Here is a 24,742-nt window from a genome sequence, read left to right as displayed (position 1 = left end):
AAGAGTTTTTTACATGGTCCGATATCTGATTTCGTGGAGCCTGCACAACCGCATGGTCGTGCTGCTGGGCGTGGCCGCGTTGGTGGCCATGGGGCTCTACTCGGCGAGCAACCTCGACGTCGAGGCCTATCCCGACCCGACCCCCCCGCTGGTCGAGGTCATCTCGCAGAACCCGGGCGCCAGCCCGGAGGAGATGGAGAGGCTCGTCGGGATCCCGATCGAGACGGCCCTGAATGGGATGCACGGCCTGAAATACCTGAGGAGCACGTCGCTCGCGGGGTTGAACGATATCAAGTGCGTCTTCGAGTACGGGGTGGACTACTGGGAGGCGCGTCAGGAGGTCATCAACCGCCTCGGATTCGTCTCCAATCTGCCCGACGGCGTGTCCCCCGGGCTCTCGCCGTGGAGCCCCACGGGTGAGATCGTCCGTTACGTCCTGGAAGGGCCGGCCTACAACCTGAACCAGCTCAAGGCGGTGCAGGACTGGGTGCTGACCAGGCAGCTCAAGCAGGTCCCCGGCGTCATCGACGTCACCGGCTTCGGCGGCACGGTCAAGGAATACCAGGTCCTGCTCGATACCGGCCTCATGCGGCAGTTCGGGGTCACGCTCTCGCAGGTGAGCCAGGCGATCCAGGGGGCGAACGCCAACGTCGGCGGCAATGTCCTGACGATCGGCAGCCAGGCCCACAACGTCCGCGCACTCGGCCTGATCGGCGAGGGGATCGACACCCTCGATCCGGTCCATGCGGGCTCCGCGCTTCAACTCGAGGCGAAGAAGCTCGAGGACATCAACCGGGTCCTGATCGCGAACCAGGCGGACGGGACGCCGATCTTCGTCCGCAACATCGCCAGGGTCGTGGTGAGCCATCAACCGCGGCTGGGGATGGTCGGTCGCGCCACGCCGGAGGACCGCGGGGTCGCCGGCTCGGACGAGAACGACGTGGTCGAGGGCATCGTCCTGATGCGGAAGTATGAGAAGTCCCGGCCGACCGCGGACGAGGTCCTCAAAAAACTCGCGCAGATCGACGACGAGAAGATCCTGCCCGAAGGCATGAAGGTCCGGCTGTTCAACAACCGGACCGACCTGATCCACGTGACCACCCACAACGTGCTGCACAATCTCCTCTTCGGCATGGGCCTGGTGATCGCGGTGCTCTTCATCTTCCTCGGCCACCTGACCAGCGCGGCGCTCGTGGCGGTGATGATCCCGCTGGCCTTGCTCTTCTCGGTGACCCTGCTCTACCTGACGGGCGAGTCGGCGAACCTGCTCTCGCTCGGGGCGGTCGACTTCGGGATCATCGTGGACAGCTCCGTGATCATCGTGGAGAACATCTACCGACACATCGCCACCGAGGGGGCGGATCGATCCCGGCCGTTCCTGGACCGGGTCGCCGACGCCTCGCACGAGATCGAGCGCGCCCTCTTCTTCTCGACGACGATCATCATTTGTGCATTCATCCCCCTTTTCTCGATGACCGGGCCGGAGGGGGCCCTCTTCGGGCCGATGGCACGGACCTACGCCTTCGCGATCTGCGGGGCGTTGCTCCTGGCGGTCACGCTGGCGCCGGTGCTCTGCTCGCTCCTCTTCCACGACGCGATGCGAGAGAAGGACACGATCGTCGATCGGATCATGAAGCAGCGATATCTGAGGAACCTGGACCGGGTCCTCCGATACCGGTACGTCACCGTGCTCGTGATGATCGGCCTGCTGGCCTGGACGGCCAGCCTGCTCCTCAGGCTCGGGGGCGAGTTCATGCCGCAGCTCGAGGAGGGGAACCTCTGGATCCGCGCCGTGATGCCCCGGACCACGTCGCTGGAGCAGGCCGCGCGGATCGCCCCGCGGCTGCGGAGGATCATCGCCTCGGCGCCGGAGGTCCGCGGGGTGATGTCGCAGATCGGCCGGCCGGACGACGGCACCGACGTGACCGGATTCTTCAACATCGAGTTCAATGTCCCCCTCAAGCCGATGGAAGAGTGGCGGAAGGACCGCTGGGGGCGGCCGATCACCCGGGAGCAGATCCAGGACGAGCTCGCGAGGCAGTTCGCGGAATTTCCCGGTCTCAACTTCAACTTCTCCCAGCTCATCCGAGACAACGTCGAGGAGGCCCTGTCCGGGGTGAAGGGGGCCAACTCGGTGAAGCTCTTCGGCAGCGACCTGGAGACGCTCGAGAAGGTCGGCAAGGACGTCCTGGAGGTCATCCGCAAGGTGCCCGGGATCGAGAACGCGGGCCTCTTCCACATCGTCGGGCAGCCGAATCTGGAGATCCGCATCGATCGCGACGCCTGCGCCCGCTACGGGGTGAACATCGCCGACGTGGAGACCGCGGTGGAGGTCGCCATCGGCGGCAAGGCCTTCTCGCAGATGGTCGAGGGGGAGAAGCTCTTCGACATCGTGCTCCGCCTCCCGCTCGAGATGCGCGACGATCCGGAGGTCATCAGCCGGATCCCCGTGACCGTGCCCGGGGCGAGTCCCGAGCTGCCGGCCGTCCGGATACCGCTCTCCCAGCTCGCGAACATCGCCCCGCACCGGCCCGGGGCCTCGTACATCTACCGGGAGAATAACCGCCGCTACATCCCCATCAAGTTCAGCGTCCGCGGCCGGGACCTCGCCTCCACGATCGCCGAGGCCAAGCGGCGGGTCGAGGATCCGGCGACCGGCGTGAAGCAGCCGCAAGGCTACAAGATCGACTGGTCGGGAGAGTTCGCCCAGATGGAACGGGCCAACGCCCGGCTGATGATGATCGTCCCCGTCTCCGTGGGCCTGATCATGGTCCTGCTGTACGGCGCCTTCGGCAACATCAAGGATGCGCTCCTCGTGATGGTGAACGTCATCCAGGCGGCGATGGGGAGCGTGTGGGCCCTCTGGATCACGGGCACGCCCTTCAGCATCTCGGCCGCCGTCGGCTTCGTCTCGATCTTCGGCGTCGCCGTCCAGGACGGCGTGCTCCTGATCTCGTACTTCAACCAGATGCGATCGGCCGACCGGGGCGTCCGCGAGTCGATCCTCCGGGGGGCGGAGCTGCGCGTCCGGCCCGTCGTCATGACATCCCTCACCGCCGCGGTGGGGCTCTTCCCCGCGGCCATCGCGACCTCGATCGGCTCGCAGGCGCAGAAGCCCCTCGCCATCGTCGTCGTGGGTGGGATGCTCGTGACCCTCTTCCTCACCCGATACCTGATGCCGGTGCTCTACAGCTTCTTCCCCGCACCTCGAGGCGTGGGGCGATCGGGCGAACTGGTGGAGGGGTCGCACTACGCGGACGAGTTCCTGGCCGTCCCCTCGCGGCTCGACCAGGTCGACTGACCCATCCCGGCCCCAGGTCTCTCGGGAGCGAACGCACTTGTCAAGCGGGGATGGGGATACCGCGGCGAAGGTGGGCCCTCGGGGGACGAGCCCCGCACGCGGCGTGCGGGCACGCGGCGTAGCGGCCGCGGCCATCGCCGGCTTCGCGGCCCGGAATCTCCGGTCGCGGCCGTCCCGGACCCTGCTGGCGATCGTGGGCCTCTCGGTGCCGATCCTGGGGGCCATCGGCATGCTCGGACTGTCCGACGGCCTCCGGGGCCTGATCGACGACACGCTCGGGCAGGTGCAGGGGATCCTCGTCCTCCGCAAGAACGCACCGGTGGACCTCTTCAGCGAACTCCCCGCGGCGATGGCCGGTCAGCTCGGCAGGGTCCCGGGCGTCCGCGTGGTGGCACCCCAGGTCTGGAAGCTCGCGCCGACCATCGAGGGCCGGCGGACCGCCCCGCGTCGTCGCGATCGCGACTCCGGACAGGCCTGGCGACATCCGATCCTCGACCTGCTCAAGGCCGTGCAGATCGAAGGGCTTGATATCCCGGCTCACGCGAGGCTCCGGCACGAGGTCCATCGCGACCGACTCCTGCCCGGGGCTCGCGGGGGGAGGTTCCTCGACGACCGCGACCGCGGGACGACGAACGTCGTGATCAGCTCCACGATCGCCCGCGAATACGCTCACGAGGACGGACGCCCCAGGGTCGTCGCGGACTCGCTCCGGATGGCCGGCGAGGACTTCACGATCGTCGGCATCTACGAGACCGGGTCCGTGATCCTCGACGGCACGATCCTCATGGACATTGCGACGGCCCGACGAATCACGAACACGGGCGACGAGACCGTCTCCTGTTTCCACGTGGAGCCAGCCGACCGTTCCCGGACGGCCGAGGTGGCCTCGAGGATCAAGGCGATGATCAGGGGCGTGGATGCCCGCACGACGGCCGATTTCCGGGTGGGCGTCGGACGCATGCTGTCGAAGCTCGATCGGCTGCTGCTGATCCTCATCGGCCTGGCCCTGGCCGTGGGGTCGATCGGCGTCCTGAACACGATGCTCATGAGCACCAGCGAGCGGCTGGCCGAGTTCGGGATCCTCCGCGCCAACGGCTGGTCGCGGGGGAATGTCCTCTCCCTGGTCCTCGCGGAGAGCCTCTGCCTGGGGCTGGTCGCGGGGCTCATCGGCTGCTCGCTCGCGGCGGCCGGATTTGCGATTGCTGGTCCCTTTCTCGAGGGAGGATTCCGGCTCGTGACCTCGCCGGCTCACCTCGCCCTGGGGCTGGGCCTGTCCCTGATCCTCTCGGGGCTCGGTGGCCTCTACCCCGCCTGGCACGCTTCCAGGCTGGCACCGATGGAGACGATCCGGATCGGCGCCCGGTGACGGGGATACCCGCGGCTCAGCTCGAGTTGGAGCCGAGCTCGAAGGCGCTCGAAAGCAGGTCCAGGAACGCCCGGTTGGCCGTCTCGTTCCGGCGTGCGGCCTCCCGGGGATCATGCTGCGGGCTGGGATGGTCGAGGCGATCGCAGAGGCGGTTCAACGTCGTGTCCAGGATGACGGGCGACCAATCTCCAAGGAGGTCGGCGCCCGCGAGTCGACCGGAGGCCGCGTCCAGGAACGCCCGGAGGACGGCCGTCGCCTGGTCGATTCGGAGGTAGCCCGAGTCCCAGTTCACCGCCGCGTCCTCGGCGCGGAGGACGTCCTTGTCGATGGAGACATAGAGCGGGAACCTCGCCAGGTCGGTTCGAAGGGGATCGAGGCGGAGGGCAAGCTGATCGGGATCGAGCCCCTCGCGGACGAGGAGCGGGCCGTGCTCGATTCGTTTCCATCGGCCGCGGACGAATCGTCGCCGCGCCGGGAGGACCACGATCCGGCCGCTTTCGAGGTCTCGCCAGGGGGCCAGGTGGCGATAGGCATTGTCGAAGTCGAGGTCCCCCCCGCAATGAAAGACGCGGTTCAGCCCGGGTAGCCGGAGCGCATGGCGGACCCAGGTGCCGCAGTGGAGGAACGGGATGCCGCGCATCCAGTCCGGATGCTTGTCCAGGATGAGCAGATTGAAGGGTCCGCGGATTCGCCGCAGGAGCGCCAGCGTGACGTGGTGGAAGTCGCCCGAGCCGTAGGCCGTGACCGTGGGGTTGTCCTCGGGGATTTGCTTGTCGAGCCAGCCGGAGAAGCGGTCGAAGGCCGCGAAGTTGACGGCGAGCCGAAGTCGCGGCCCCCAGTCGCGGGCGGGGATGACCGTCCCGGGGGACGAATCCGTCCCCACGACATTCGGAAGCTCCACGCCACCATCAAGATCCAGGAGCTGAAGTCTCATCGCGGGTCGCCCTCCTGGCCGCTTCAGGCCGTACAATCCGTCCGACCGTAGCCCCTCCGCCCCGGCGCGATCCGAGCATCGCGGAGGCACGTCAAGAACGCTGCGATCGCGTCCGAAGATAGAGCCAGAACGTCCTTCCCACCCACCACCCTCACCCGTTGGGGCTCATGGATGTGCCCGAGTATCCTGGGATTCCTGGTCGCGTCCATGCTGACGCAGGTGCCCGAGACAGGATCGTATCTCTGCCAGCCGTCGTACTCCCGGGACTGGGAGATCCGCGGCCCGCTCGAGTCGTACACGCCGCAGCCCGGTGACATCTTCCTGGCCACGGACCAGCGACTCTGGTTCCGCTGGGGCCACCTGATCGCCGGGGCCAACGGCTTCCACCATTCCGGGCTGGTCTTCCGACGAGCCGACGGCCGGCTCGGCCTGATCGAGGCGGGGCCCTTCAACAAGACGACGGTCGAGGTCATGGACCCGTATCAGCACATGATGAATCATGTGAAGGCCGGGGATCGCGTCTGGATCCGTCGCCGCAAGCTGCCGCTGACGGCGGAGCAATCGGCCAGGCTGACGGAGTTCGCCTCGGCCCAGGAGGGCAAGCCGTTCGCCCTGGCAAGATGGTTCGGCCAGTTGACGCCGCTGCGGGTCCGAGGGCCGATCAAGACCTGGTTCGTCGGCCAGCCGATCGGGGAACGCCCCAAGTGGTTCTGCTCCGAGCTGGTCATGGAATCCTGTGCCTACGCCGGCATCATCGATCGCGAGACCGCCCGGCCGACGGCCACCTATCCGTGCGACTTCTTCTATCCGACCTCGCTCAATCTCTACCTGAACAAGCACCTGAGGCTCGAGGACCAGGGGTGGGCGCCGCCGGCTCGATGGCTGTCCGGCCTCCCCGAAGGGAGCCCCCCGAGGCCGCCGCTCGCCTCGCCCCAGCACTGATCCCCGAATACGAATCGCCGGGTGCAGGGCCGTCATCGCCCCGGCCTGCGGTTCTGGCCGAGGACTTCCATGGCCGCGTTCCGGCCGTTGATGCCGATCACGCTGCCACCGGGGTGGGTGCACGCCCCGCAGAGGAAGACTCCGGGCATCGGCGTCCGGGGGGTGAGCCGGCGCTCCCACATGAATTCGGGCAGGCATTCCCCCTGGAAGATCTGCCCGCCGGTCAGGCCCACCGACTCCTCGATGTCCGGCGGGCCGAGCACCTGAACCTGGATCACCGACTCGGGGAAACCCTCGCAGAAGCGGGCAATCGAGCCGATGGCGACGTCGCGGACCTCGTCGCGTCGGGAGTCCCAATCCCCGGCCGAGAATTCGTTCGGGACGTACTGGCCGAAGACGCTCATCGTGTGGACGCCCGCCGGGGCGACCGAGGGATCGTGGACGGTCTGGAAGTAGAGCTCGGTCCAGAGTCGGCCCGGGAGCCTCCCCGCGCGTGCCTCGGAGAACGTGTCGGCCCATTCCTGCTTGGTGAGAGGGGTGTTGATCTGCCCCTGATGGTGTGGCATCGACGTCCCCGGGCGGGCCCTGAAGCTGGGGAGTTGCCGCATGGCCACGTTGAACTTCACCGTGCAGCCCTTCTGCGGGATGGACTGCACGCGGCTGACCCAGCCCGGGTCCGCGGCGGGGCCGAGCAGGCCCGCCGTGGCACGCGGGTCCGCGTTGGAGATCACGTGGCGAGCCCGGATACGCTCGCCTCCCGCCAGCTCGACTCCCTCTCCCGGCACGATTCGCGCGACCGGGACGCCGGTCGCGACGGTCACGCCCAGATCCCTGGCGATGTCGCAGAGGAGGAACGAGACCATGCCCATCCCTCCCTTCACATAACCCCACATCCCGGGAGTGCCGCCGAGCCTCCCCGATTGATGATGGAAGTGGATCGACGCGGTGCCGCGATCATGGGGGCTGGCGTTCGTCCCGATGACCCCCTGGCCCAGGTAGGCCATCTGGAGGCGCTCATCCTGGAAGTAGTGCTCGACGCACTCCACCATGGACCATTCGAAGAGGATGTGGCGGGCCTCGTGATCGCCGCCGATCCGCTCTTCGAGCTCCTCCATCGTCGGCGCGGGGCCTACCCAGAGGTCCCCCGAGCCGGCGGGCCTGACGGCCTCGCGGAGCCTGGCCTTGGCGGCGGAAAAGTCCTTCCAGCCGTCCACGTCCACGGCCGAGAACCGTCTGATCTCCTCCTCACAACGGGCGTCATCGTCCCAGAGCTGAATGCTGCTGCCGTCCTCGAACGGCACGAACAGGCCGGCCGTCGCCGGAGTCCAGTCGAGGCCATACGCGGGGAGCCTGAGCTCATCGATCACGAGCGGGTGGAGCAGGCCGAGGAGGTAGGCACACGGCGAGACCCGATAGCCCGGCCAGGGCTCGTCGATCGTGCAGGCCCCCCCCACCCGATTCCTCGATTCGAGCACCAGCACCTGCTGGCCGGATCTGGCCAGGTACGCCGCGCACGTCAGGCCGTTATGCCCCGCCCCGATCACGATCGCGTCCCAGTTCCTGGCCGCGAAGGCCCTCGCGGGATCGCGATGCTCGATGGCCCCGAGCGTATCCAGGGTCGATTGGTTCCCGCCAGGTGTGGTTCCCATGATCTCTAAGGTCCGATAAGAGAAGGATTTCAGATGATCGGATCGACCTGCCTTCGCGCCCTCGGAATTCCGGCTCACGCCGAAAATACCCTGCGCCGAGTCGGCTGGATATGGGGAATCGCCGGACCATCGCCCCGCCCGGACTCATCGCGGAGGATTGCATTTCGTGAGGATGTTGTAGACTGGTAGTACTAGACATGCGATGACTGGTTCCCGGGGATCGACAGTTCGAAACGTGGAGAGGTGGGGACGTCATGGCGATCGGTTCCGTGGTCATCCGGCTTTCCGACCTGGTGGACGCCCAGGAGGCGGTCTGCTATGCGGCGCTGGTCAAGAAGCACCGGGGGATGACCGCGAGGAACCAGCCTTTCGTACGCTGCATCTTCCGCGACAAGCGGGTCCAGTACGAGTCCATGCTGTGGCACGATCACCGCTTCTTCCCCGACGCCGAGGGCTGGGCCGAGGGCCAGCCGTATCGCCTGGAGGTGCGCGGCAAGCACGACCTCCGCTACGGGATGCAGATCGAGCTCCTGGGGATCCGGCCGGCGACCGAGGAAGACGAGCCGGACGGGTACGATTTCTTCGACCTCGTCGAGAGCAGTCGGTACGAGCCGAAGACGCTGATGAAGGCGATCCGGTCGCGCATCGATCGATTCATCACGCAGCCCCAGTTGCACGAGCTGGTCACCCGGGTCCTCGAGGAACACGAGGGCCTTTTCACCAAGATGCAGGCCGCACAGGCCATGCATCATGCGTACACGGCCGGCCTGCTCGAGCACGTCTGGAGCATGTCGAGGGTGGCGGAGTCGCTGATCCTCCACTACGCGAGTTACTACAGCGAGCTTAATCCACCCCTCGACAAGGGCGTGGTGATGGCCGCGGTGATCCTCCACGACATCGGCAAGCTCCGGGAGCTGCTCTACAACCCGGTGGAGGCCCGCTATACCAAGGAGGGGAGACTCGTGGGCCATATCCTCATGGGGCGCGACATGGTCCGCGACATGGCCCGGAAGATCGAGGGCTTCCCCGAGGAGACGCTGCTGCTGCTGGAACATGCGATCCTGGCGCATCACGGTCGCCACGAGTACGGGGCGCCGGTCCTGCCCCAGACCGTCGAGGCCATCCTGGTCAACTTCATCGACGAGCTCGACGCCAAGATGAACATCGTCGCGCGGCAGCGGATGCAGTCGAACACGCTCGACGAGTTCACGGACAGGGTGTACGGGCTGGATAATCGGCGGATCTACAAGGGGATCCCCGACGAGGCGGCCGCGGCCGAGGACCGCGCGCCCCTGTCCTGACCGCGCTTGGCGGCCCTCCGAGGCGGCGGTTAGAATGGCCGGCGGGCACTCACGACGCAAGTCGGCCCTCCCTGCCGCGGGACGACTCTCTCCATTCAACAAGGAAATGCTGATGAAAACGCGTGAAGGAATTCTAGGCCTCGCGGTCGTGCTCGCGCTCGGCGGCTGCAACGGCGACGTGGCGGAAGAGCCGGGCGCCCCCGCGACGGCCAAGAAGGAGCTCAAGGCCGTGCCGGCACCGTCGCCCGCCAAGCCGGCCGACGAGAAGAAGCCGGCGGACCCCGCTCCCGCCCCCGCCCCCGCCCCGGCACCGGCGAAGGCCGAGTCCAAGCCCGCCGCCGACGCCGGCAAGGGGGAGCTGCCCCCGCTCGAGGAGCCGAAGTCGGGGGCCACGGAGTCTGCCCAGGTCACCCTCACCGCCGCGGAGATCGCCAACGTCAAGTTGTTGCCGGAGGCCGAGCAGGCGGCCGCCCTCAAGCAGGCGGTCTGCCCCGTCAGCGGCGACCACCTGGGCGCCATGGACAAGCCGGTCAAGTTGACCCTCGAGGGGCGTGACGTCTATCTATGCTGCGACGCTTGCGGTCCGAAGGCGAAGAAGGACCCGGCCGGCATCCTTGCGAAGCTCAACAAGAAGTGAGGCCTGTTTCCCCGGTCGCGTCACTCGCCGAGGATCGACCCCGGCCGGGGTCGCCGCCATCCCCCCGCCCGTCCGTACCGGATTGCGCAAGCATGTGCCGAATCGAGCGTTGGGGCCGGATTGGGGGCTGGCGAGTCAATCGTTCGCACGATATAATCTGAAACTTCGAGAATGGGACATCAAGCCGCTCGATGAGCGAGCGTTCCCTGACCACGATCCCAGGTTCGGCGTCCTCTCCCGCGCCGAAACGAAGACGTGGGGTGAATCGCGGCGTTGGTTGGGAATGCGAAGGCCCTCCCGGGGGCTCCGGATCCCGCGATGCGTGGCGAGCCGCTCCACCTCTCTCGCGAGCCTGGTTCTCGATCGGACGGGTCCAGCGAACCGCCCCGAATCTCCTCGCAATCCGAAGCTCTTCGTGAATCGCAGGCTCCGGGCGTCCTACCGGTGGGACCGTTCGAGTGCAGAGGCTTTCCGGCTAGCTCCAAATTTCCATCCGATCGCGTTAGGTGCGCATCCTTGAATCGAATCGTCCTTGCCCATCGCGCCGCGGATCTGCCGAAGCGGAGTTACCATCCGCGCGGCAAATCGGGTCGGGGTCGAGGTTGCGGATGAGATCGCGGGACCTTCCCGTGGCATGCGCGCGGCGGATCCCAGACTCCCTGAACTCAGGAGCCATTCCGTGGAACATCCAAGGGCGAGACAGGCGGCGATCGAATCCGTGACCACGTGGCCGACCACGGGGCGGCGGGCCCCGAAATCGTCGTCGACCATACGACAGCTCTTCGGCAGCAACGTCTTCTCGGACGACCAGATGCGGGCCCGGTTGCCGGAGAACGTCTACAAGGCGATCCGCGAGACGCTCCGCAAGGGCGTCGCCCTGGATCCCTCGGTTGCGGACGTCGTCGCGGCGGCCATGAAGGACTGGGCCCTGGAGCGAGGGGCGACCCACTACACGCACTGGTTCCAGCCGATGACCGGCCTCACGGCCGAGAAGCACGACTCGTTCCTGGCCCCCACCGAGGGGGGCGGCGCCATCGCCGAGTTCAGCGGCGGCGAGCTCATCCGCGGCGAGCCCGACGCGTCGAGCTTCCCCTCCGGCGGCATCCGCGCCACCTTCGAGGCCCGCGGTTACACGGCGTGGGATCCGACCAGCCCGGCGTTCATCCTCGAGAATCCCAACGGCACGACGCTCTGCATCCCGACGGCCTTCTGTTCGTGGACCGGCGAGGCCCTCGACAAGAAGACCCCCCTGCTCCGCTCCGTCGAGGTCCTCTCCAAGCAGGCCCTCCGCATCCTCCGCCTCTTCGGCTCGACGGCCAACACGGTCTACACCACGGCCGGCCCCGAACAGGAATACTTCCTGATCGACAAGAACTTCTACTACAACCGCCCCGACCTCATGAACGCCGGGCGGACGCTCTTCGGCGCCAAGCCGCCCAAGGGCCAGGAGATGGAGGACCACTACTTCGGCGCCATCCCGGAGCGGGTCTTGGCCTGCATGCTCGAGACCGAGACCGAGCTCTACAAGCTGGGCGTTCCGGTAAAGACCCGGCACAATGAGGTCTCGCCCGCCCAGTACGAAATCGCCCCGCTCTATGAGAGCGCCAACGTCGCCACCGACCACAACATGCTGGTCATGGAGACCATGAAGCGGGTGGCGGATCGCTACGGCCTGCAGCTCCTGCTCCACGAGAAGCCGTTCGCGGGCGTCAACGGCTCCGGCAAGCACCTGAACTGGTCGATGTCCGACGATCAGGGGAACAACCTCCTCAAGCCGGGCGCCACCCCCCACGACAACGCCCAGTTCCTGATCTTCCTCGTGGCCGTCATCAAGGCCGTCTACAAGCACTCCGACCTGCTCCGCGTCGCCGTGGCCCACGCCGGCAACGACCACCGCCTCGGGGCGAACGAGGCCCCGCCGGCCATCATCTCGATCTTCCTGGGCGACATGCTCCAGGACATCGTCGAGCAGATCGAGGCCGGCGGCGCCAAGTCGGCCAAGGCGGGCGGCGAGATGAAGATCGGCGTCACCGTCCTGCCGACCCTCCCTCGCGACGCGGGCGACCGCAACCGGACCAGCCCGTTTGCCTTCACCGGCAACAAGTTCGAGTTCCGGGCTTGCGGCTCCGCCCAGTCGATCGCCGGCCCGATCGTGGTTCTCAACACGATCGTCGCCGAGGCCGTCGATGAGTTCGCCACCGTCCTCGAGAAGGCTGTTGCTGAGAAGAAGGACCTCAATACCGAGATCCAGAAGCTACTCCAGCAGGCCATCAAGGAGAGCAAGGCGGTCCTCTTCAACGGCGACAACTACAGCGAGGCCTGGCACAAGGAGGCCGAGAAGCGGGGCCTCCCCAACCGGAAGAGCACCATCGACAGCCTCCCCGACCTGGTCTCCGAGAAGTCGCTCGGGCTCTTCACGAAGTATGGTGTCCTCTCCGAGCGGGAACTCCATTCGCGCTACGAGATCTTCCTCGAGAACTACACCAAGACCATCAACATCGAATCCCAGTTGACCCTCCAGATCGCCCAACGCCAGATCCTGCCGGCGGCCCTCCGCTACCAGGCCGAGGTCGCCGGCTCGATCGCCAACCTCAAGAACAGCGGCGTCGCGGTCCCGAAGGGCCAGTCGGCGCACCTCGCCGAGCTCGTCTCGGGGATCGACGACCTCCAGTCGGCCGTCGACAAGCTCAACGAGGCCATCGACGAGCCCTCGAAGGGCGATTCGCTCGACCATGCCAAGCACTCCCGGGACGCGATCATCCCCGCGATGAATGCCGTCCGGGCCGCCGGCGACAAGCTCGAAACGCTAATCGCCGACGACCTCTGGCCGCTCCCGACCTACCAGGAGATGCTCTTCATCAAGTGATCGGATCGCGGGCCTGAAGGCCGCGTCCTCGATTCGAAGGGGCTCTCTTCCCTTGGCCAGTCCTCGGGGGGAGGGCCCCGTCTCGTTCGAACCCTCGCGTCCGGCGCCTCAGAAATTGCACGAGCTTCCCATCCTCACGGAAGATCCCGGGCTTTCATGCTCTTGCTGAGAATCCTCTAAATTGACACGGCCGCTCATCCGATTTGATTTTACGTGTAATTCTCGCGTCAGGATCTCTCCGGCGTGGCCTGGCGGAGACTCGGATGGACGTAGGCCGAGCCGTTGCGCTCGCCGTCGGCCTCGCAGTATTGCGAGGATCAGGAAGTTCAGTGAAACGGAGTGAGTAGCCCACTCGTCGGGCGTAACCGCGGAATGAAGCGATCGTTAGGTCCAGGAAAGTGCCGGCTCCGACCGAGGTGCCCGGCCACTTGGTTTGCTAGTTCAGGATCGCCAACTGTTTCAATGGACTTTCGACAGGATAACGGGAGGAGCTCAGGATGAGATCTCCGTGGGTGCAGGCATTTTCCGGCGGGGCCGCTTTCGCCCTGCTGTTTTCCATACACAGCGGTTCGGTTCGCGCTCAGGATTCGTACGGATCGAGCACTCGCTCCGGATCCCAGGCCGCGCAAACGGGTCGCGCGGGCTCGGTGCCTTACGGGAATATCGGCGGGAAGCCCGGCTACCTGCCCGGCAGCCACGGCCTGCTCGACCGGGCCGTCCGTCAAGTTCAGACCCCGGGCACGGAGGCCGCTCCTCAACCTCCGGTCATCGAGGTCCAGCCCCCCGCGCCGGCGACCCAGCCGCCGGTTTCGCCCGACGCGGCCGTGAATGCCGAGCCGGGCGTCCCGGGGGCCAACACCAGCGATCTCAGCCTCCCGGCCTCGGAGCGGGCCTTCGGCGGCGGCGAGCCGACGGCCTCTGCCGCGGCCGGCGAGGAGGCCGAAGCGGGGAATGAGGACACCCGGGGCCTTCTCATGAAGTTCCTGGACATTCCGGCCGATTCGGACTGGAAGGTCTACGGCTGGATCCAGAACAGCTATACCGGCAACACGAACGGCTTCGGCAACGGCTTCAACTTCGGAGTGAATCCGAACTACAAGGCGAATTCGTGGATGGGTAACCAGTATTACCTCATCCTCGAGAAGCCGCTCAAGCAGAACGACGAGGTCAACTGGGGCTTCCGCATCGATAACCTGTTCGGCAACGACTGGCAGTTCAACTACATGCAGGGCCTCTTCAACGGCGCCTTCCGGCCCGGCCAGTTCTCGGGCTACGACATGGCCCAGCTTTATGGCGAGGTCCACCTGCCTTTCCTCACCAAGGGCGGCCTCGACGTCAAGGGCGGTCGGTTCTACACGCTTGCCGGCTACGAAGTGGTGCCCGCCGTCGCCCGCCCGCTGCTCTCCGTGCCCTACATGTTCAACTACGGCCAACCGTTCACCCACGTCGGCCTGATGACCACGCTCCACCTGACCGACAAGATCAACCTCTTCAACGGCACGATCAACGGCTGGGATCGGTGGATCAACGACCGCTACATCTGGGGGTATATGGGCGGATTCGCCTGGACCTCTCAGGACGACAAGACCAGCCTGGCCTTCACGTGCGTCTGGGGACCGAATCAGTATCCCAGCTTCCTCCCGGCCAACCAGCAGATCTACCCGACGGGCTACATCAACATCCCGTCCGTTGCTGGCCTGAACAACCCGGGCTACAAGCGCAACGACCGCACCCTCTTCACCACGGTGCTCACGCATAAGTGGAATGACAAGTTGACCCAGGTCCTGGAGACCGACCAGGGGTGGGAGCGGGACGTCCCCGGCCTCGGTGCTCCGGTGGTCGACGGCGTCGTCCAGAACGCGAAGCCCAAGCAGGAGACCTGGTACAGCTTCGGCAACTGGTTCCTCTACGCCTTCAGCGACAAGCTCATGGGGGTCTGGCGGTCGGAAGTCTTCTGGGATACGAACGGTGCTCGCACCGGCCTGCTCGTGGGCGATACCTACTACGAGCAGACCCTGGGCTGTCAGATCAAGCCCTATGAATGGCTCTGGATCCGGCCGGAGGCGCGGTACGACTGGTCCCAGTTCCACCCGTCGTACAGCAACAACACCAGGAACTCGCAGTTTACCCTGGCGGTTGACGCGATCTTCATCTTCTGAGCATGGTCGCGAGCCTGATCGGTCCCCGCACGTCCCCGGGACGGAGCGGGGACCGATCATTTCGAAGGCGAGTTATTCCCAAGATCGCCGCTACGCCGAGGGCTTCGCGACGGCACGCGCCGTCTCGTAACGCTGGACCGAGATCTTCAGCAGCGGCGGCGTCACCAGGGTGGTGGCCATCACCACGAGGACCAGCGCGGAGTAGGTCCCGTCGTCCACGACATTCGTCCCATTGAGCTGCAGCCGCCTGCCGATCGCGGCGAAGATGAGCCCGACCTCTCCTCGCGGGATCATCCCGATGCCGATGCTCAGCCGGTCCAGGCCCTTCTCGAGGGCTCCGAAGGAGCAGACCTGCTTACCGACGACGGCCGCGACGAAGAGGACGGCCGCCAGCCCCATCGCGCGGGGGTCGGCCAGGGTGCGGAGGTCCACCTGGAGGCCCATCATGACGAAGAAGATCGGGACCAGGAGGTCCGCGATCGGGCGGATCAGGTCCTCGAGCTCGTGCCTCTCCTGCCTCCGCGCGAGCTCTCGATACTGCACCTTCTCCAGGATCAGGCCGGCCGCGAACGCGCCCACGATGGGGGCCAGCCCCATCCGCGAGGCGAGCCAGGCGAAGAAGAAGCAGATGGCCAGGGCGGTGACCGTCAACATCCCGCCCCCCTGCAGGTAGCTGGCCGCCTTGAAGACCGCCCGACTCACGAATTGTCCCGCGGCCAGGGCGCCGATCAGGAAGCCGACGGCCTTCGAGACGATGACGACCACGTCGATCAGGCTGAACCCCCCCGACGAATCCCCGAGGGAGAGCACGATCCCCTGGACCACCGAGAGGACGAGGAGCCCGAGGACGTCGTCGATGACCGCGGCGCCCAGGACGATCTGGGACTCGCGGGTCGACGCCCTGCCGAGGTCTCGCAGGACCCGGGCGGTAATCCCGACGCTCGTCGCGCTCAGGGCCGCCCCCAGGAAGAGGAAGACCGGCCAGCCCCGGGACGGCAGCAGGATCGCCCCCGCGCCGAATCCCAGGATCAAGGGCGCGATCACGCCCAGGACCGCCACGCGGAAGGCCGACAGGCCGACGCGTCGGAAATCCGCGAGATGGGCCTCCAGGCCGACCTGGAAGAGGAGCAGGATGATCCCGATTCGAGACAGGTGGTCGATGGAGATCCCGGCAAGCCGCAGATGTTCCGGAAGCCCGGCCGCCGCCGCGGGCGTCTCGAGCTTGAGGAAATCGAGCCCATGGAAACCGACCAGCGACAGGTTCCCGAGGACCACTCCCACCACGAGCTCGCCGAGGACGGGGGGTTGCCGGAGGACCTCGAAGACGTGTCCCCCCACCCGCGCCGCCAGGATGATCACCATGACGCCGAGCAGGACCGGGGCGATCGTGTCCTCGTGTGCCTCGGCCGCCGACACGCCCGGGCCGCTCGCGGCGGACTCGTGAGCGGTCTGGACGGCCGTCCCGGCTTGCGTGGCCGACTGGGCCCGGACGTCCGGGGCCAGGACGGCCATCGCGACGACGATCGGAAGGAAAAGCCGGAATACGTGGATTCGGGCGGGTCGATTCACTGGGGGATTCTCCGGGGACGGCCTGCGATCCGCAACCGGCAGGCGCTCATCCCCGATTGGTGGCCGCCCCGAGTCGTGAGGCGTGCCTGCAGCATGCTCGGGTTGTGGGGTCAGATGGCATCCGACCCGCGCTCACCCGTCCGGATCCGGACGCACTCCTCAAGGGGCAGGACGAAGATCTTTCCATCGCCGATCTTCCCGTCGGGAACCGTCCGGCCGCCACGGACGATCGCGTCGAGCGCGGCCTGAACGAAGTCGTCGTTCACGGCGATCTCGATCTGCACCTTCTTGAGGAGATTAACGCGATACTCCTGGCCCCGGTAGACCTCGGTGAATCCGAGCTGGCGGCCGAAGCCCCTTGCCTCGACGACGGTTAGCCTGAATATCTCAACATCAGTCAATGCCGCCTGGATCGATTCGAGCATCTCCGGCTGGATGACCGCGATGATCAATTTCATGGCTGCTCACATGCTCCGTTGGGCGGCCAGGCGGCATGGCCAGGAGGAGAGTCGATTCAAAGTTGTCGCGATCCGATCCAGGGGGCCGATCGTCGAGCCGCGGGGAGGCACTCGAAGTCTTGCGGGATCCAGGTCGCCCAGCGATGAGCGATCGCGCCGCGGTCGGAGCCTTGCGATGTGTCTCCCGGCCCGTGTTGTCCATTTCACGCAGGGAGCACGTCCCATGCCACCGATCCAGGCCGGGCGTGATCGGACAACACGCCGAGGCTTCCGGCCCGACCGCCCGAGCGCATCGGAGGGGTGACGAACCGAGGGACGCGCCTGCAAAATGCTCGCGTCGCGGTCGCCCACCGAGGCGTTACATCGTCGAACAATCACGCTCGGTTTGTCAGCGAATTGCGGGTTTTCATGTTCGCATCGCGGAACTCGTCGCTCAGATTCCGGACAGGGGTGCCGGAGAGGCGCGCACGATACCTGCTGTTCACCGGACATTGATCCCGGCAGGCGGAAGATCATTGACAACATGTTCGTGTGTAAGTTGTTTCGGGTTAATGATTAACGCGAATTAACGGGCGGGGAGGAATCGCTCGCTGGCCTGTGGCACGGGTTTTCCTCTAGGATCCGGAAAGATGCCGGTCCGGCTGTCCTACCTGTCTCCCCAAGCAGCCTGGACTTCGAGCGTTCCGTGCGACGTCGCCAGCTCGACGCTCGTCGAGTCTGCGCGCAGTCCGTCCGACCCCCCACTGGAGAATTCAGCCGATGAAGCGTCCCCTCTCCCGACGGTTAGTCCTCGGGCTAGCGATGTTCGCATGGTTTGGGCTGGTGTCTTACTGGCAAGGCGGACTGACCGCGAGGGGTCAAGTGCCGGACGCGGCGGCCCCGGCTCCCGCGGCGGCCCCCGCTCCAGCCCTTCCCGACGTCACCAAGTCGGCGACTTCGCCCGATTCCACGGGCAATTACACGGGGGCCGGCACCACCGGGGCGCTCACGCTCGCCGACGGCAAGGCGAACATCGATACGGTCACGCGGGACGTGGCCATGCTCAAGATCAACGGCAACATGATCTGGGCCCTGATCGCCGGCTTCCTGGTCATGTTCATGCAGGCGGGGTTCGCGCTCGTCGAGACGGGGCTGACCCGGCACAAGAACATGGCCCACACGATGGCGATGAACCTGGCCGTGTACGGGATCGGCATGCTCGGCTACTTCATCTGCGGCTTCGCCTTTCAGATGGGCGGTTTCGGGCCGATCGGGGTCTTCAACGGGCCCGACGTCCTCCACAACATGGTCAAGTTCGAGCTCTTCGGCAAGCCGTTCGAGGTGCTCGGCTACTCGGGCTTCTTCCTGGCCGGCGATGCGAACGACATGTCGGTGCTGACGCTCTTCCTCTTCCAGATGGTGTTCATGGACACCACCGCGACCATCCCCACCGGGGCCATGGCGGAACGCTGGAAGTTCTCGGCCTTCGTGGTCTATGGATTCGTCATCTCGATGCTCATCTATCCCGTCTACGGCTGCTGGGTCTGGGGCGGCGGATGGCTCGCCGACCTGGGCGCCAATTTCGGGCTGGGCAACGGCCATTGCGACTTTGCCGGATCCTCGGTCGTGCACATGACGGGCGGCGTCACCGCCCTGGCGGGGGCCATCATCCTCGGTCCTCGAATCGGCAAGTTCAACAAGGACGGCTCCGCCAACGCGATCCCCGGCCACAACATCGCGATGGTCGTGCTCGGGACCCTGATCCTGGCCTTCGGCTGGTTCGGATTCAACGGCGGTAGCACCCTCTCCCTGGCCGACGGCCGGATCGCCAGCGTCTGCGTCTGCACCATGCTCGCGGGCTCCGCCGGATTCTTCACCGCCCAGACCTACATGTGGATGGTCTTCGGCAAGCCCGATCCGACCATGGCCTGCAACGGCCTCCTCGCCGGCCTCGTCGCCATCACCGCCCCCTGCGCCTTCGTGAACCCGATCGGCGCGGTGATCATCGGCGGGATCGCGGGCGTGCTGGTCATCTGGAGCGTGCTCTTCATCGAACGCGTCCTGAAGGTCGACGATCCGGTCGGCGCGATCAGCGTCCACGGGGTCTGCGGTGCGTTCGGCTGCCTCGCGATCGGCCTCTTCGCCGACGGCAAGTACGGCGCCGGCTGGAACGGCGTCGCCGACAAGGCCCCGCTCGGCCTCTTCTACGGCGGCGGATTCGGCCAGCTCGCCGCCCAGTCGATCGGCGTCCTGGCAAATATCCTCTGGGTCTTCCCCGTGGCGTACATCAGCTTCCTGATCATCGAGAAGACGATCGGCAATCGTGTCTCGGCCAAGATCGAGATCGAGGGCCTGGACATCCCCGAAATGGGCGTCCTCGGGTACGTCGACGAGGATCCGATCCACATCCAGAACGCCGGCGCGGAGCACATCTCCACCTACGGCCCCGGGGTCCCGAGCAACGTCGGCAAGACGGAATCCAGGACTCCGGTTCACCACTCGTGACGGATCGTCCGCCCGAGCGAGAACCTTGACAACCCTCAGAGGGCGGTCCACCGGGACCGCCCTCTTTTGCATCTCCAGCGCACTTTTCAGACAGAAGTGCCCCATTCGTTTGCTCAAATCCACGGAGCGTTCCCGAGGAAGCTGCGTCGTCCCGCCTCTCTTCGCCTCGTCGGTGCCGAAACTCGCTGACCGAAAACCACTTGCAGGTTGTTGCGACGAGGACCGGCAATTTCCTGCATTTGGTATGAGCTTTCCTTCAGGGACAACTCGCCCTGATGCGAACAAGAATTCCGGATCGGCGACGCAGGCCGATCAAGCTCGAGGACCGCGCACCTTGAACGCCAAGCTTCGAGAGAACGAGCTGATCAAGGAAATCCTCCTCTTCCTGGCCGTGGTTGGGGCGGTCATGGCATTCTCATGATCCACGTTCCGGGATCTCGGCACCTCCGGATCTGGAGAAGGGACGAGCCGCGGCGGCATCGACGAAAGCACCGATTGATCGGTGATCGATCGTCGACCGGCCTGATCGGTAACAGGAACCGCGGGGACGTCCAAGGCGGCCGGCTCTTCTCGAGTCCCGGCGTGCCGGATCCGTGTCGACAGTCCTGAAGGCGACGGCCCGGTCTGGGGCACAAAAAGGGTTCATCCAGGAGGAGCGCGCGTCCGATCGGAGGCTCACGGTCGAAGGGGCAGGACGGCCTTCAGGGAAGAAGCGGGTGGCCAGGTGAGGGAAGCGGGCCGGGGCCTTGAGCTCGAGCGACGATAGGTGATCGTTGCGAGTCCCGAGGCCGTCTCGGTCTCACTTGCCGGGGCGGGCCGAGACAGAAATCGTTCCCCGCTTACCAAGGGGGAGAGCCGGATTTGGCCTCGTCCTGAAGCCCGCGCTCGCCTCCGCCGGATGAGCCTTTCGTAGGGTGCGTCAAGCGGAGCGCAGACGCACCGGACCGCCGAGGCATGGTGGACGAGCGAGCGATCTGAGGTCACTGTGCCTTGCCCGAATGGGGAATCCTCGCCATCCTGGTGCCGATCCGATCCGGTGCGTCTGCGCTCCGCTTGACGCACCCTACAAAGGACGGTCTCACCCTGAGGAGAGACTCCCTGGCGGGAGGTGCACTGCCCCGCCGCTCATCCGGCGCACGCTTCGGCCGGATGAACCAGAAAAAGCCGCCCCGGCATGAATCCCGGGGCGGCTCTTCGGCAGCCGGAAGTTATGATGGGGCCGGTTCTCATCGACCCCTATGCGACGGCCTCAGGCGAGGATGTCGGCCGGCACCTTGGCGTAGGCATGGCCGTTGCCGTTCGTGAAGGAGCTGATCGCCAGGGCCGACTCCCCGTGCTGGCTCTGATCCAGGCCCTCGTGCTCCTGACTCTCGGTCACGCGGAGCGGGATGATCAGGTCGGTCAGCTTGTAGAGGATGATCGAGCCGACGAACGCGAAGACCGCGACGATGACCAGGGCGATCATGTGGTACATGAAGGTCTCGGTCTTGCCGTACCAGAGTCCGACGTCCTTGGCGAAGATGCCCGTCGCGACCATGCCGACCATGCCGCCGACCCCGTGACACGGGAAGACGTCGAGCGTGTCGTCCAGCGTGGACTTGCTCTTGAAATGGCAGGCCACGTTGCTGATGATGCTCGCGACCAGGCCGATCACGATGCTCTGGGGGATGGTGACGAAACCGGCGGCCGGAGTGATGGCCACCAGGCCGACCACGGCGCCGATGCAGGCGCCCATCGCCGACGGCTTGCGGCCCTTCGCCCAGTCGAAGAACATCCAGCCCAGCATCGCACAGGCCGAGGCCGTGTTGGTCGTGGCGAAGGCCAGCGCGGCGCTGCCATTGGCCCCCAGGGCGGAGCCGGCGTTGAAGCCGAACCAGCCGAACCAGAGCATCCCGGTCCCGAGCAGGACGTAGGGGACGTTGTAGGCCTCGTGGGCCTCATTGGCGAGGTGAGCCTTGCGACGCCCGAGCAGCATCGCCCCGGCGAGCGCCGCGAACCCCGCCGACATGTGCACCACGGTCCCGCCAGCGAAGTCCTTGACACCCCACTTGAAGAAGATGCCCTGGGGGTGCCAGGTCCAGTGGGCCAGCGGGCAGTAGATCAGGAGGCTGAACAGGACCATGAAGAATAGGTACGCGGAGAACCGCACGCGCTCGGCGAACGAGCCCGTGATCAACGCCGGTGTGATGATCGCGAACTTGAGCTGGAACATGCAGAAGACCAGGAACGGGATCGTGAACTTGATCGCCCCCTCCCCCGCCCCCATGGTCACGGTCTTCTCGCCCACGCCGTTGAGCATGTAGTGGGTGAACGGGTTCCCGATCAGCCCGTATCCGCCGACATCGGGGCCGAAGGCCAGGCTGAAGCCCACCAGGACCCAGAGCAGGCTGATCACGCCCAGGGCGATCACACTCTGAAGCATCGTGGAGACGACATTCTTGAAGCCGACCATGCCGCCGTAGAAGAACGAAAGGCCGGGGGTCATCAGAAGCACTAGCCCAGACGCCGTCAGCATCCACGCCGTGTCGCCGGCGCTCAGCGCATCCCCGTCCGGCAGCGCCTCGCCCCCGAACAAATTTGGCGCCAGCGCCAGGACCGCCAGGCCGATGAGGAGGATCAACGGTGTCACTGCACGCTTCATAAGCAGTTCCTTTCAGGAAATGGGCACGATGCCGGATCGATGATTCGCTGCCTCGCCCTAGAGGTTCAGCACCACAATCCCGCGCTACCGCGCAAGTGGTGAATTCAAAAGGGATTGTGTAACCTGCTCCGATAGTCGTCGCAGGACCGCGGTGAGGAGAGAGCACGACGAAGAGTCTCCTAGGGCAAGTCACATGCCAGGATCCGTGAGGGTTCGATGCGGTGCCTCGACTGCTTCCCATGTGAAGGGGGCAAACTCGTGAACAATCCTTTCCTGGAGCTTCTTTCCGAATCCAGGCAGCCCGCGGTGATCGCGCATCGGGGATGCTCGTGCCTCGCCCCGGAGAACACGCTCGAGGCCGCCCGGCTCGCCCACGCGTGCGGGGCCGCCGCGTGGGAGCTGGATGTGCAGCTCACGAGGGATGGGGTGCCCGTGGTCTTGCATGACGAATTCCTGGTCCGGACCACGGACGTCGCCCGGCGGTTCGAGGGGGATGCTCGCGGTTCGGGGGGATTCCGGCTATCCGATTTCGACCGGGATGAGGTCGCCTCGCTCGACGCGGGGAGCTGGTTCGTTCAACGTTCGGGTGGGCGCCGGACGGCCGTCGCATTCGGCACGCTCGAGCGGATCGAGGCCGATCGCCGGGCCTTCTTCGAGTCCGGCAGGATCCGGATCCCAACCCTGGTGGAGGCGCTCGCCCTGACATCCGAGCTGGACTGGCTGGTCAATGTGGAGCTGAAGTCCTTCCCCGAGTCTCCTCCCGGCCTCGTCGAGGCGGTCGTGGAGGCGATCCGCCGGACGGGGACGGAGGGGCGGGTTCTGCTTTCGAGCTTCGATCATCGCGACGTCGCAAGGCTCGTCCACATGGCTGCGGGGGGAACTTGCCCGCCGCGGGGGATCCTCGTGGATACGCCCCTCTTCCGGCCGGCGGAGTACATCCGGGACATCGTCGGGGCACAGACCTTTCATGCTTCCGCGGACTGCCTGGGGGCCGGGTCGATCGCCTACCGCCGGTCCCCTTCCGCCGCCTCGCTGTGCGGGGCCGAGGTCGCCGAGCTGAGGCGGGCCTCGATCCCCACCCTGGTCTACACGGTCAATGACTCACGTCAGGGGGGGCTGGCCGAGCATCTCGCGGCGATCGGGGTCGCGGCGATCATCACCGACGACCCCGGGGCCGTCTCGGAACGCATCAACGGGCGTCTTTCCGACCCGGAGGCGTCCTGAGGGCCGCGGCCGCCCGTCCCAGCGATTGGTCGAGGGCGACCGCCTCGGGGCGGAGTCCTCGGCCCACGACATCGGGCCGGAGCGGGACGCGGGCGGTTTCGACGCCGTCGAGGTCGCTGCCGATGACGGCGGCGGGCTGTCCGCCGATCACGTCCTGGCGAAGCAGGAGCAGGCGAGCGAGGAGACGCCCGGCCGCGTCCCGTGGCACCTCCGCAACGGGGACGGCGCGGCTCGCCGCGGGATCGTTGCCGATCCACCCTTCGAGCCGCCGAATGGCCTCGTCGATCGGCGCGACGGCCCCTTCGAGCGGGACGTCCTGGCGGGGTCGAGCGAGGACAATCTGCCGCGGGAGCCGGAATCTCGCGGCCAGCGAATCGACCGTTCGCCGGACCCGCCTCCATCGTTCCCGGACACCGGCGGCGAACGCGGGCCGCTGAAACTCGAGATCGAGCGACCCGGCGACGTCCGCCAGCGGCCTGAGCCCGGCGACGACCGTCGAATCGTCCGCGCCGGCGGCGGCGATCCGCGCGAAGCCCTCGGCGAGCTCGCCGAGCCTTCGGACGTCGCGTTTCGGCCCCTCGGGCGTGGTCGCATCGGCCTCGAGCGCGGCCAGCAGGCTGCGCGTTTCCTGGGCCAGGACGCGGGCCGTCTCGTCCACTCGGGCGCGATCGGTCGCGGCGACGGCCACCGGCTGGGGCTCCGGCGAGGAGGCCAGCAGCGGGGGGATGACGGCGATGACCCGGGTCATCTGCAGGAAATTCCTCCTCGACCTCGATGAGCCTCCGCCGGGCGTGTTGTCCATCCGGTCCCGGAGCCTCGCATACGCTTGCTCGAGGGCCGGATAGGCGAGCCGCCCGGCCTCGAGGCCGCTCGGCCGATCCGGGCTGAACGCGATGGCCGCGGTGAAGTCGTCTCCGGCTCGCCAGACCTCCTGAATCTCCGCGAGGAGCGGCGGGCCGGCCGGGCTATTGAGGAACTCCGACCGGGCGTGGTCATACATGGAGGTGGCTTCGAGCACCACCAGGCGGCCGAGGTTCGCGAGATCGGCCGGGGCGAGCCGGTCGGTCCGCGGGGGGTCGTCGAACAGGCCCGAATACGTCGGACCGACCTGCGCGCGGGCCGCCCCCGAGAGGCCGAGGCCCAGGGAGAGCCAGGCCACCAGGCCCAGGGCGTGACGGAGCTGACGACGGCTGCCGGGCATCGTGTCCGCG

15 protein-coding genes are annotated in these 24,742 nt (G+C 66.6%); 9 read left to right on the top strand and 6 right to left on the bottom strand.

The window, feature by feature from the left end; all coding sequences use genetic code 11:
- Positions 1–13: 13 nt before the first annotated feature.
- Together G6O54_RS07855 and G6O54_RS07850 are read left to right on the top strand one after the other, a co-directional pair.
- Positions 14–3,301 carry an efflux RND transporter permease subunit gene (locus G6O54_RS07855; RefSeq protein WP_165222765.1) on the top strand — a complete coding sequence of 1,096 codons (3,288 nt, stop codon included), beginning with the start codon at positions 14–16 and terminating at the stop codon, positions 3,299–3,301.
- A gap of 37 nt (positions 3,302–3,338) precedes the next feature.
- A complete protein-coding gene (locus tag G6O54_RS07850) occupies positions 3,339–4,667 on the top strand; it encodes an ABC transporter permease (protein WP_165222762.1) in 1,329 nt (442 codons plus the stop codon).
- Positions 4,668–4,683: 16 nt separating this feature from the next.
- Here the strand turns inward: G6O54_RS07850 and G6O54_RS07845 are convergent, their stop codons facing one another.
- Positions 4,684–5,601 carry a hypothetical protein gene (locus G6O54_RS07845; protein ID WP_165222759.1) on the bottom strand — a complete coding sequence of 306 codons (918 nt, stop codon included), beginning with the start codon at positions 5,599–5,601 and terminating at the stop codon, positions 4,684–4,686.
- A 171-nt stretch (positions 5,602–5,772) separates the two neighbouring features.
- On the opposite strand from G6O54_RS07845, the gene G6O54_RS07840 reads away from it, so the two are divergent.
- Positions 5,773–6,543 carry a C40 family peptidase gene (locus G6O54_RS07840; RefSeq protein ID WP_165222756.1) on the top strand — a complete coding sequence of 257 codons (771 nt, stop codon included), beginning with the start codon at positions 5,773–5,775 and terminating at the stop codon, positions 6,541–6,543.
- A 32-nt stretch (positions 6,544–6,575) separates the two neighbouring features.
- Here the strand turns inward: G6O54_RS07840 and G6O54_RS07835 are convergent, their stop codons facing one another.
- The gene (locus G6O54_RS07835) at positions 6,576–8,192 is read right to left on the bottom strand and encodes a phytoene desaturase family protein (protein ID WP_165222753.1); all 1,617 of its coding nucleotides are present in this window, start codon (positions 8,190–8,192) and stop codon (positions 6,576–6,578) included.
- Positions 8,193–8,446: 254 nt separating this feature from the next.
- Here G6O54_RS07835 and G6O54_RS07830 point away from each other — a divergent pair, with 254 nt between their 5' ends.
- The 4 genes from G6O54_RS07830 to G6O54_RS07815 all read left to right on the top strand — a co-directional run bounded on the left by G6O54_RS07830 (position 8,447) and on the right by G6O54_RS07815 (position 15,155).
- A complete protein-coding gene (locus G6O54_RS07830; protein ID WP_165222750.1) occupies positions 8,447–9,493 on the top strand; it encodes a 3'-5' exoribonuclease YhaM family protein in 1,047 nt (348 codons plus the stop codon).
- A 112-nt stretch (positions 9,494–9,605) separates the two neighbouring features.
- Complete coding sequence (locus G6O54_RS07825) at positions 9,606–10,130, top strand: hypothetical protein (RefSeq protein WP_165222747.1); 525 nt, start codon at positions 9,606–9,608, stop codon at positions 10,128–10,130.
- A gap of 679 nt (positions 10,131–10,809) precedes the next feature.
- A complete protein-coding gene (locus G6O54_RS07820; RefSeq protein WP_205678696.1) occupies positions 10,810–12,996 on the top strand; it encodes a glutamine synthetase III family protein in 2,187 nt (728 codons plus the stop codon).
- A gap of 647 nt (positions 12,997–13,643) precedes the next feature.
- Positions 13,644–15,155 carry an outer membrane beta-barrel protein gene (locus G6O54_RS07815; protein ID WP_250846762.1) on the top strand — a complete coding sequence of 504 codons (1,512 nt, stop codon included), beginning with the start codon at positions 13,644–13,646 and terminating at the stop codon, positions 15,153–15,155.
- 90 nt (positions 15,156–15,245) lie between these two features.
- On the opposite strand, the gene G6O54_RS07810 is transcribed toward G6O54_RS07815, so the two are convergent.
- Both G6O54_RS07810 and G6O54_RS07805 read right to left on the bottom strand, forming a co-directional pair.
- Entirely contained in the window at positions 15,246–16,724 is a 1,479-nt protein-coding gene (locus G6O54_RS07810) for a cation:proton antiporter (RefSeq protein WP_165222738.1), read from the bottom strand.
- A gap of 110 nt (positions 16,725–16,834) precedes the next feature.
- The gene (locus G6O54_RS07805) at positions 16,835–17,182 is read right to left on the bottom strand and encodes a P-II family nitrogen regulator (RefSeq protein WP_165222735.1); all 348 of its coding nucleotides are present in this window, start codon (positions 17,180–17,182) and stop codon (positions 16,835–16,837) included.
- Positions 17,183–18,043: 861 nt separating this feature from the next.
- On the opposite strand from G6O54_RS07805, the gene G6O54_RS07800 reads away from it, so the two are divergent.
- Positions 18,044–19,666 carry an ammonium transporter gene (locus G6O54_RS07800; protein WP_205678695.1) on the top strand — a complete coding sequence of 541 codons (1,623 nt, stop codon included), beginning with the start codon at positions 18,044–18,046 and terminating at the stop codon, positions 19,664–19,666.
- A gap of 1,249 nt (positions 19,667–20,915) precedes the next feature.
- On the opposite strand, the gene G6O54_RS07795 is transcribed toward G6O54_RS07800, so the two are convergent.
- Entirely contained in the window at positions 20,916–22,307 is a 1,392-nt protein-coding gene (locus G6O54_RS07795) for an ammonium transporter (protein ID WP_165222729.1), read from the bottom strand.
- 258 nt (positions 22,308–22,565) lie between these two features.
- Here G6O54_RS07795 and G6O54_RS07790 point away from each other — a divergent pair, with 258 nt between their 5' ends.
- Positions 22,566–23,531: a glycerophosphodiester phosphodiesterase gene (locus G6O54_RS07790; RefSeq protein WP_165222726.1), complete on the top strand. Its 966-nt coding sequence runs from the start codon at positions 22,566–22,568 to the stop codon at positions 23,529–23,531.
- On the opposite strand, the gene G6O54_RS07785 is transcribed toward G6O54_RS07790, so the two are convergent.
- Complete coding sequence (locus G6O54_RS07785; RefSeq protein WP_165222723.1) at positions 23,497–24,732, bottom strand: hypothetical protein; 1,236 nt, start codon at positions 24,730–24,732, stop codon at positions 23,497–23,499. The two genes, G6O54_RS07790 and G6O54_RS07785, sit on opposite strands and share 35 nt — an antisense overlap.
- Positions 24,733–24,742 lie beyond the last annotated feature (10 nt).

It is taken from the genome of Aquisphaera insulae, assembly GCF_011064615.1.
GTDB lineage: Bacteria > Planctomycetota > Planctomycetia > Isosphaerales > Isosphaeraceae > Aquisphaera > Aquisphaera insulae.
Note: the sequence above shows the minus strand (reverse complement) of the source record. Positions and strands in the feature narration are given on the sequence as shown.

Excerpts from the sequence above, each read along its gene's own strand:
- G6O54_RS07855 (WP_165222765.1), top strand. The coding sequence starts at position 14 with ATGGTCCGATATCTGATTTCGTGGAGCCTGCACAACCGCATGGTCGTG.
- G6O54_RS07845 (WP_165222759.1), bottom strand. The coding sequence starts at position 5,601 with ATGAGACTTCAGCTCCTGGATCTTGATGGTGGCGTGGAGCTTCCGAAT.
- G6O54_RS07840 (WP_165222756.1), top strand. The coding sequence starts at position 5,773 with ATGTGCCCGAGTATCCTGGGATTCCTGGTCGCGTCCATGCTGACGCAG.
- G6O54_RS07835 (WP_165222753.1), bottom strand. The coding sequence starts at position 8,192 with ATGGGAACCACACCTGGCGGGAACCAATCGACCCTGGATACGCTCGGG.
- G6O54_RS07830 (WP_165222750.1), top strand. The coding sequence starts at position 8,447 with ATGGCGATCGGTTCCGTGGTCATCCGGCTTTCCGACCTGGTGGACGCC.
- G6O54_RS07825 (WP_165222747.1), top strand. The coding sequence starts at position 9,606 with ATGAAAACGCGTGAAGGAATTCTAGGCCTCGCGGTCGTGCTCGCGCTC.
- G6O54_RS07805 (WP_165222735.1), bottom strand. The coding sequence starts at position 17,182 with ATGAAATTGATCATCGCGGTCATCCAGCCGGAGATGCTCGAATCGATC.
- G6O54_RS07795 (WP_165222729.1), bottom strand. The coding sequence starts at position 22,307 with ATGAAGCGTGCAGTGACACCGTTGATCCTCCTCATCGGCCTGGCGGTC.
- G6O54_RS07785 (WP_165222723.1), bottom strand. The coding sequence starts at position 24,732 with ATGCCCGGCAGCCGTCGTCAGCTCCGTCACGCCCTGGGCCTGGTGGCC.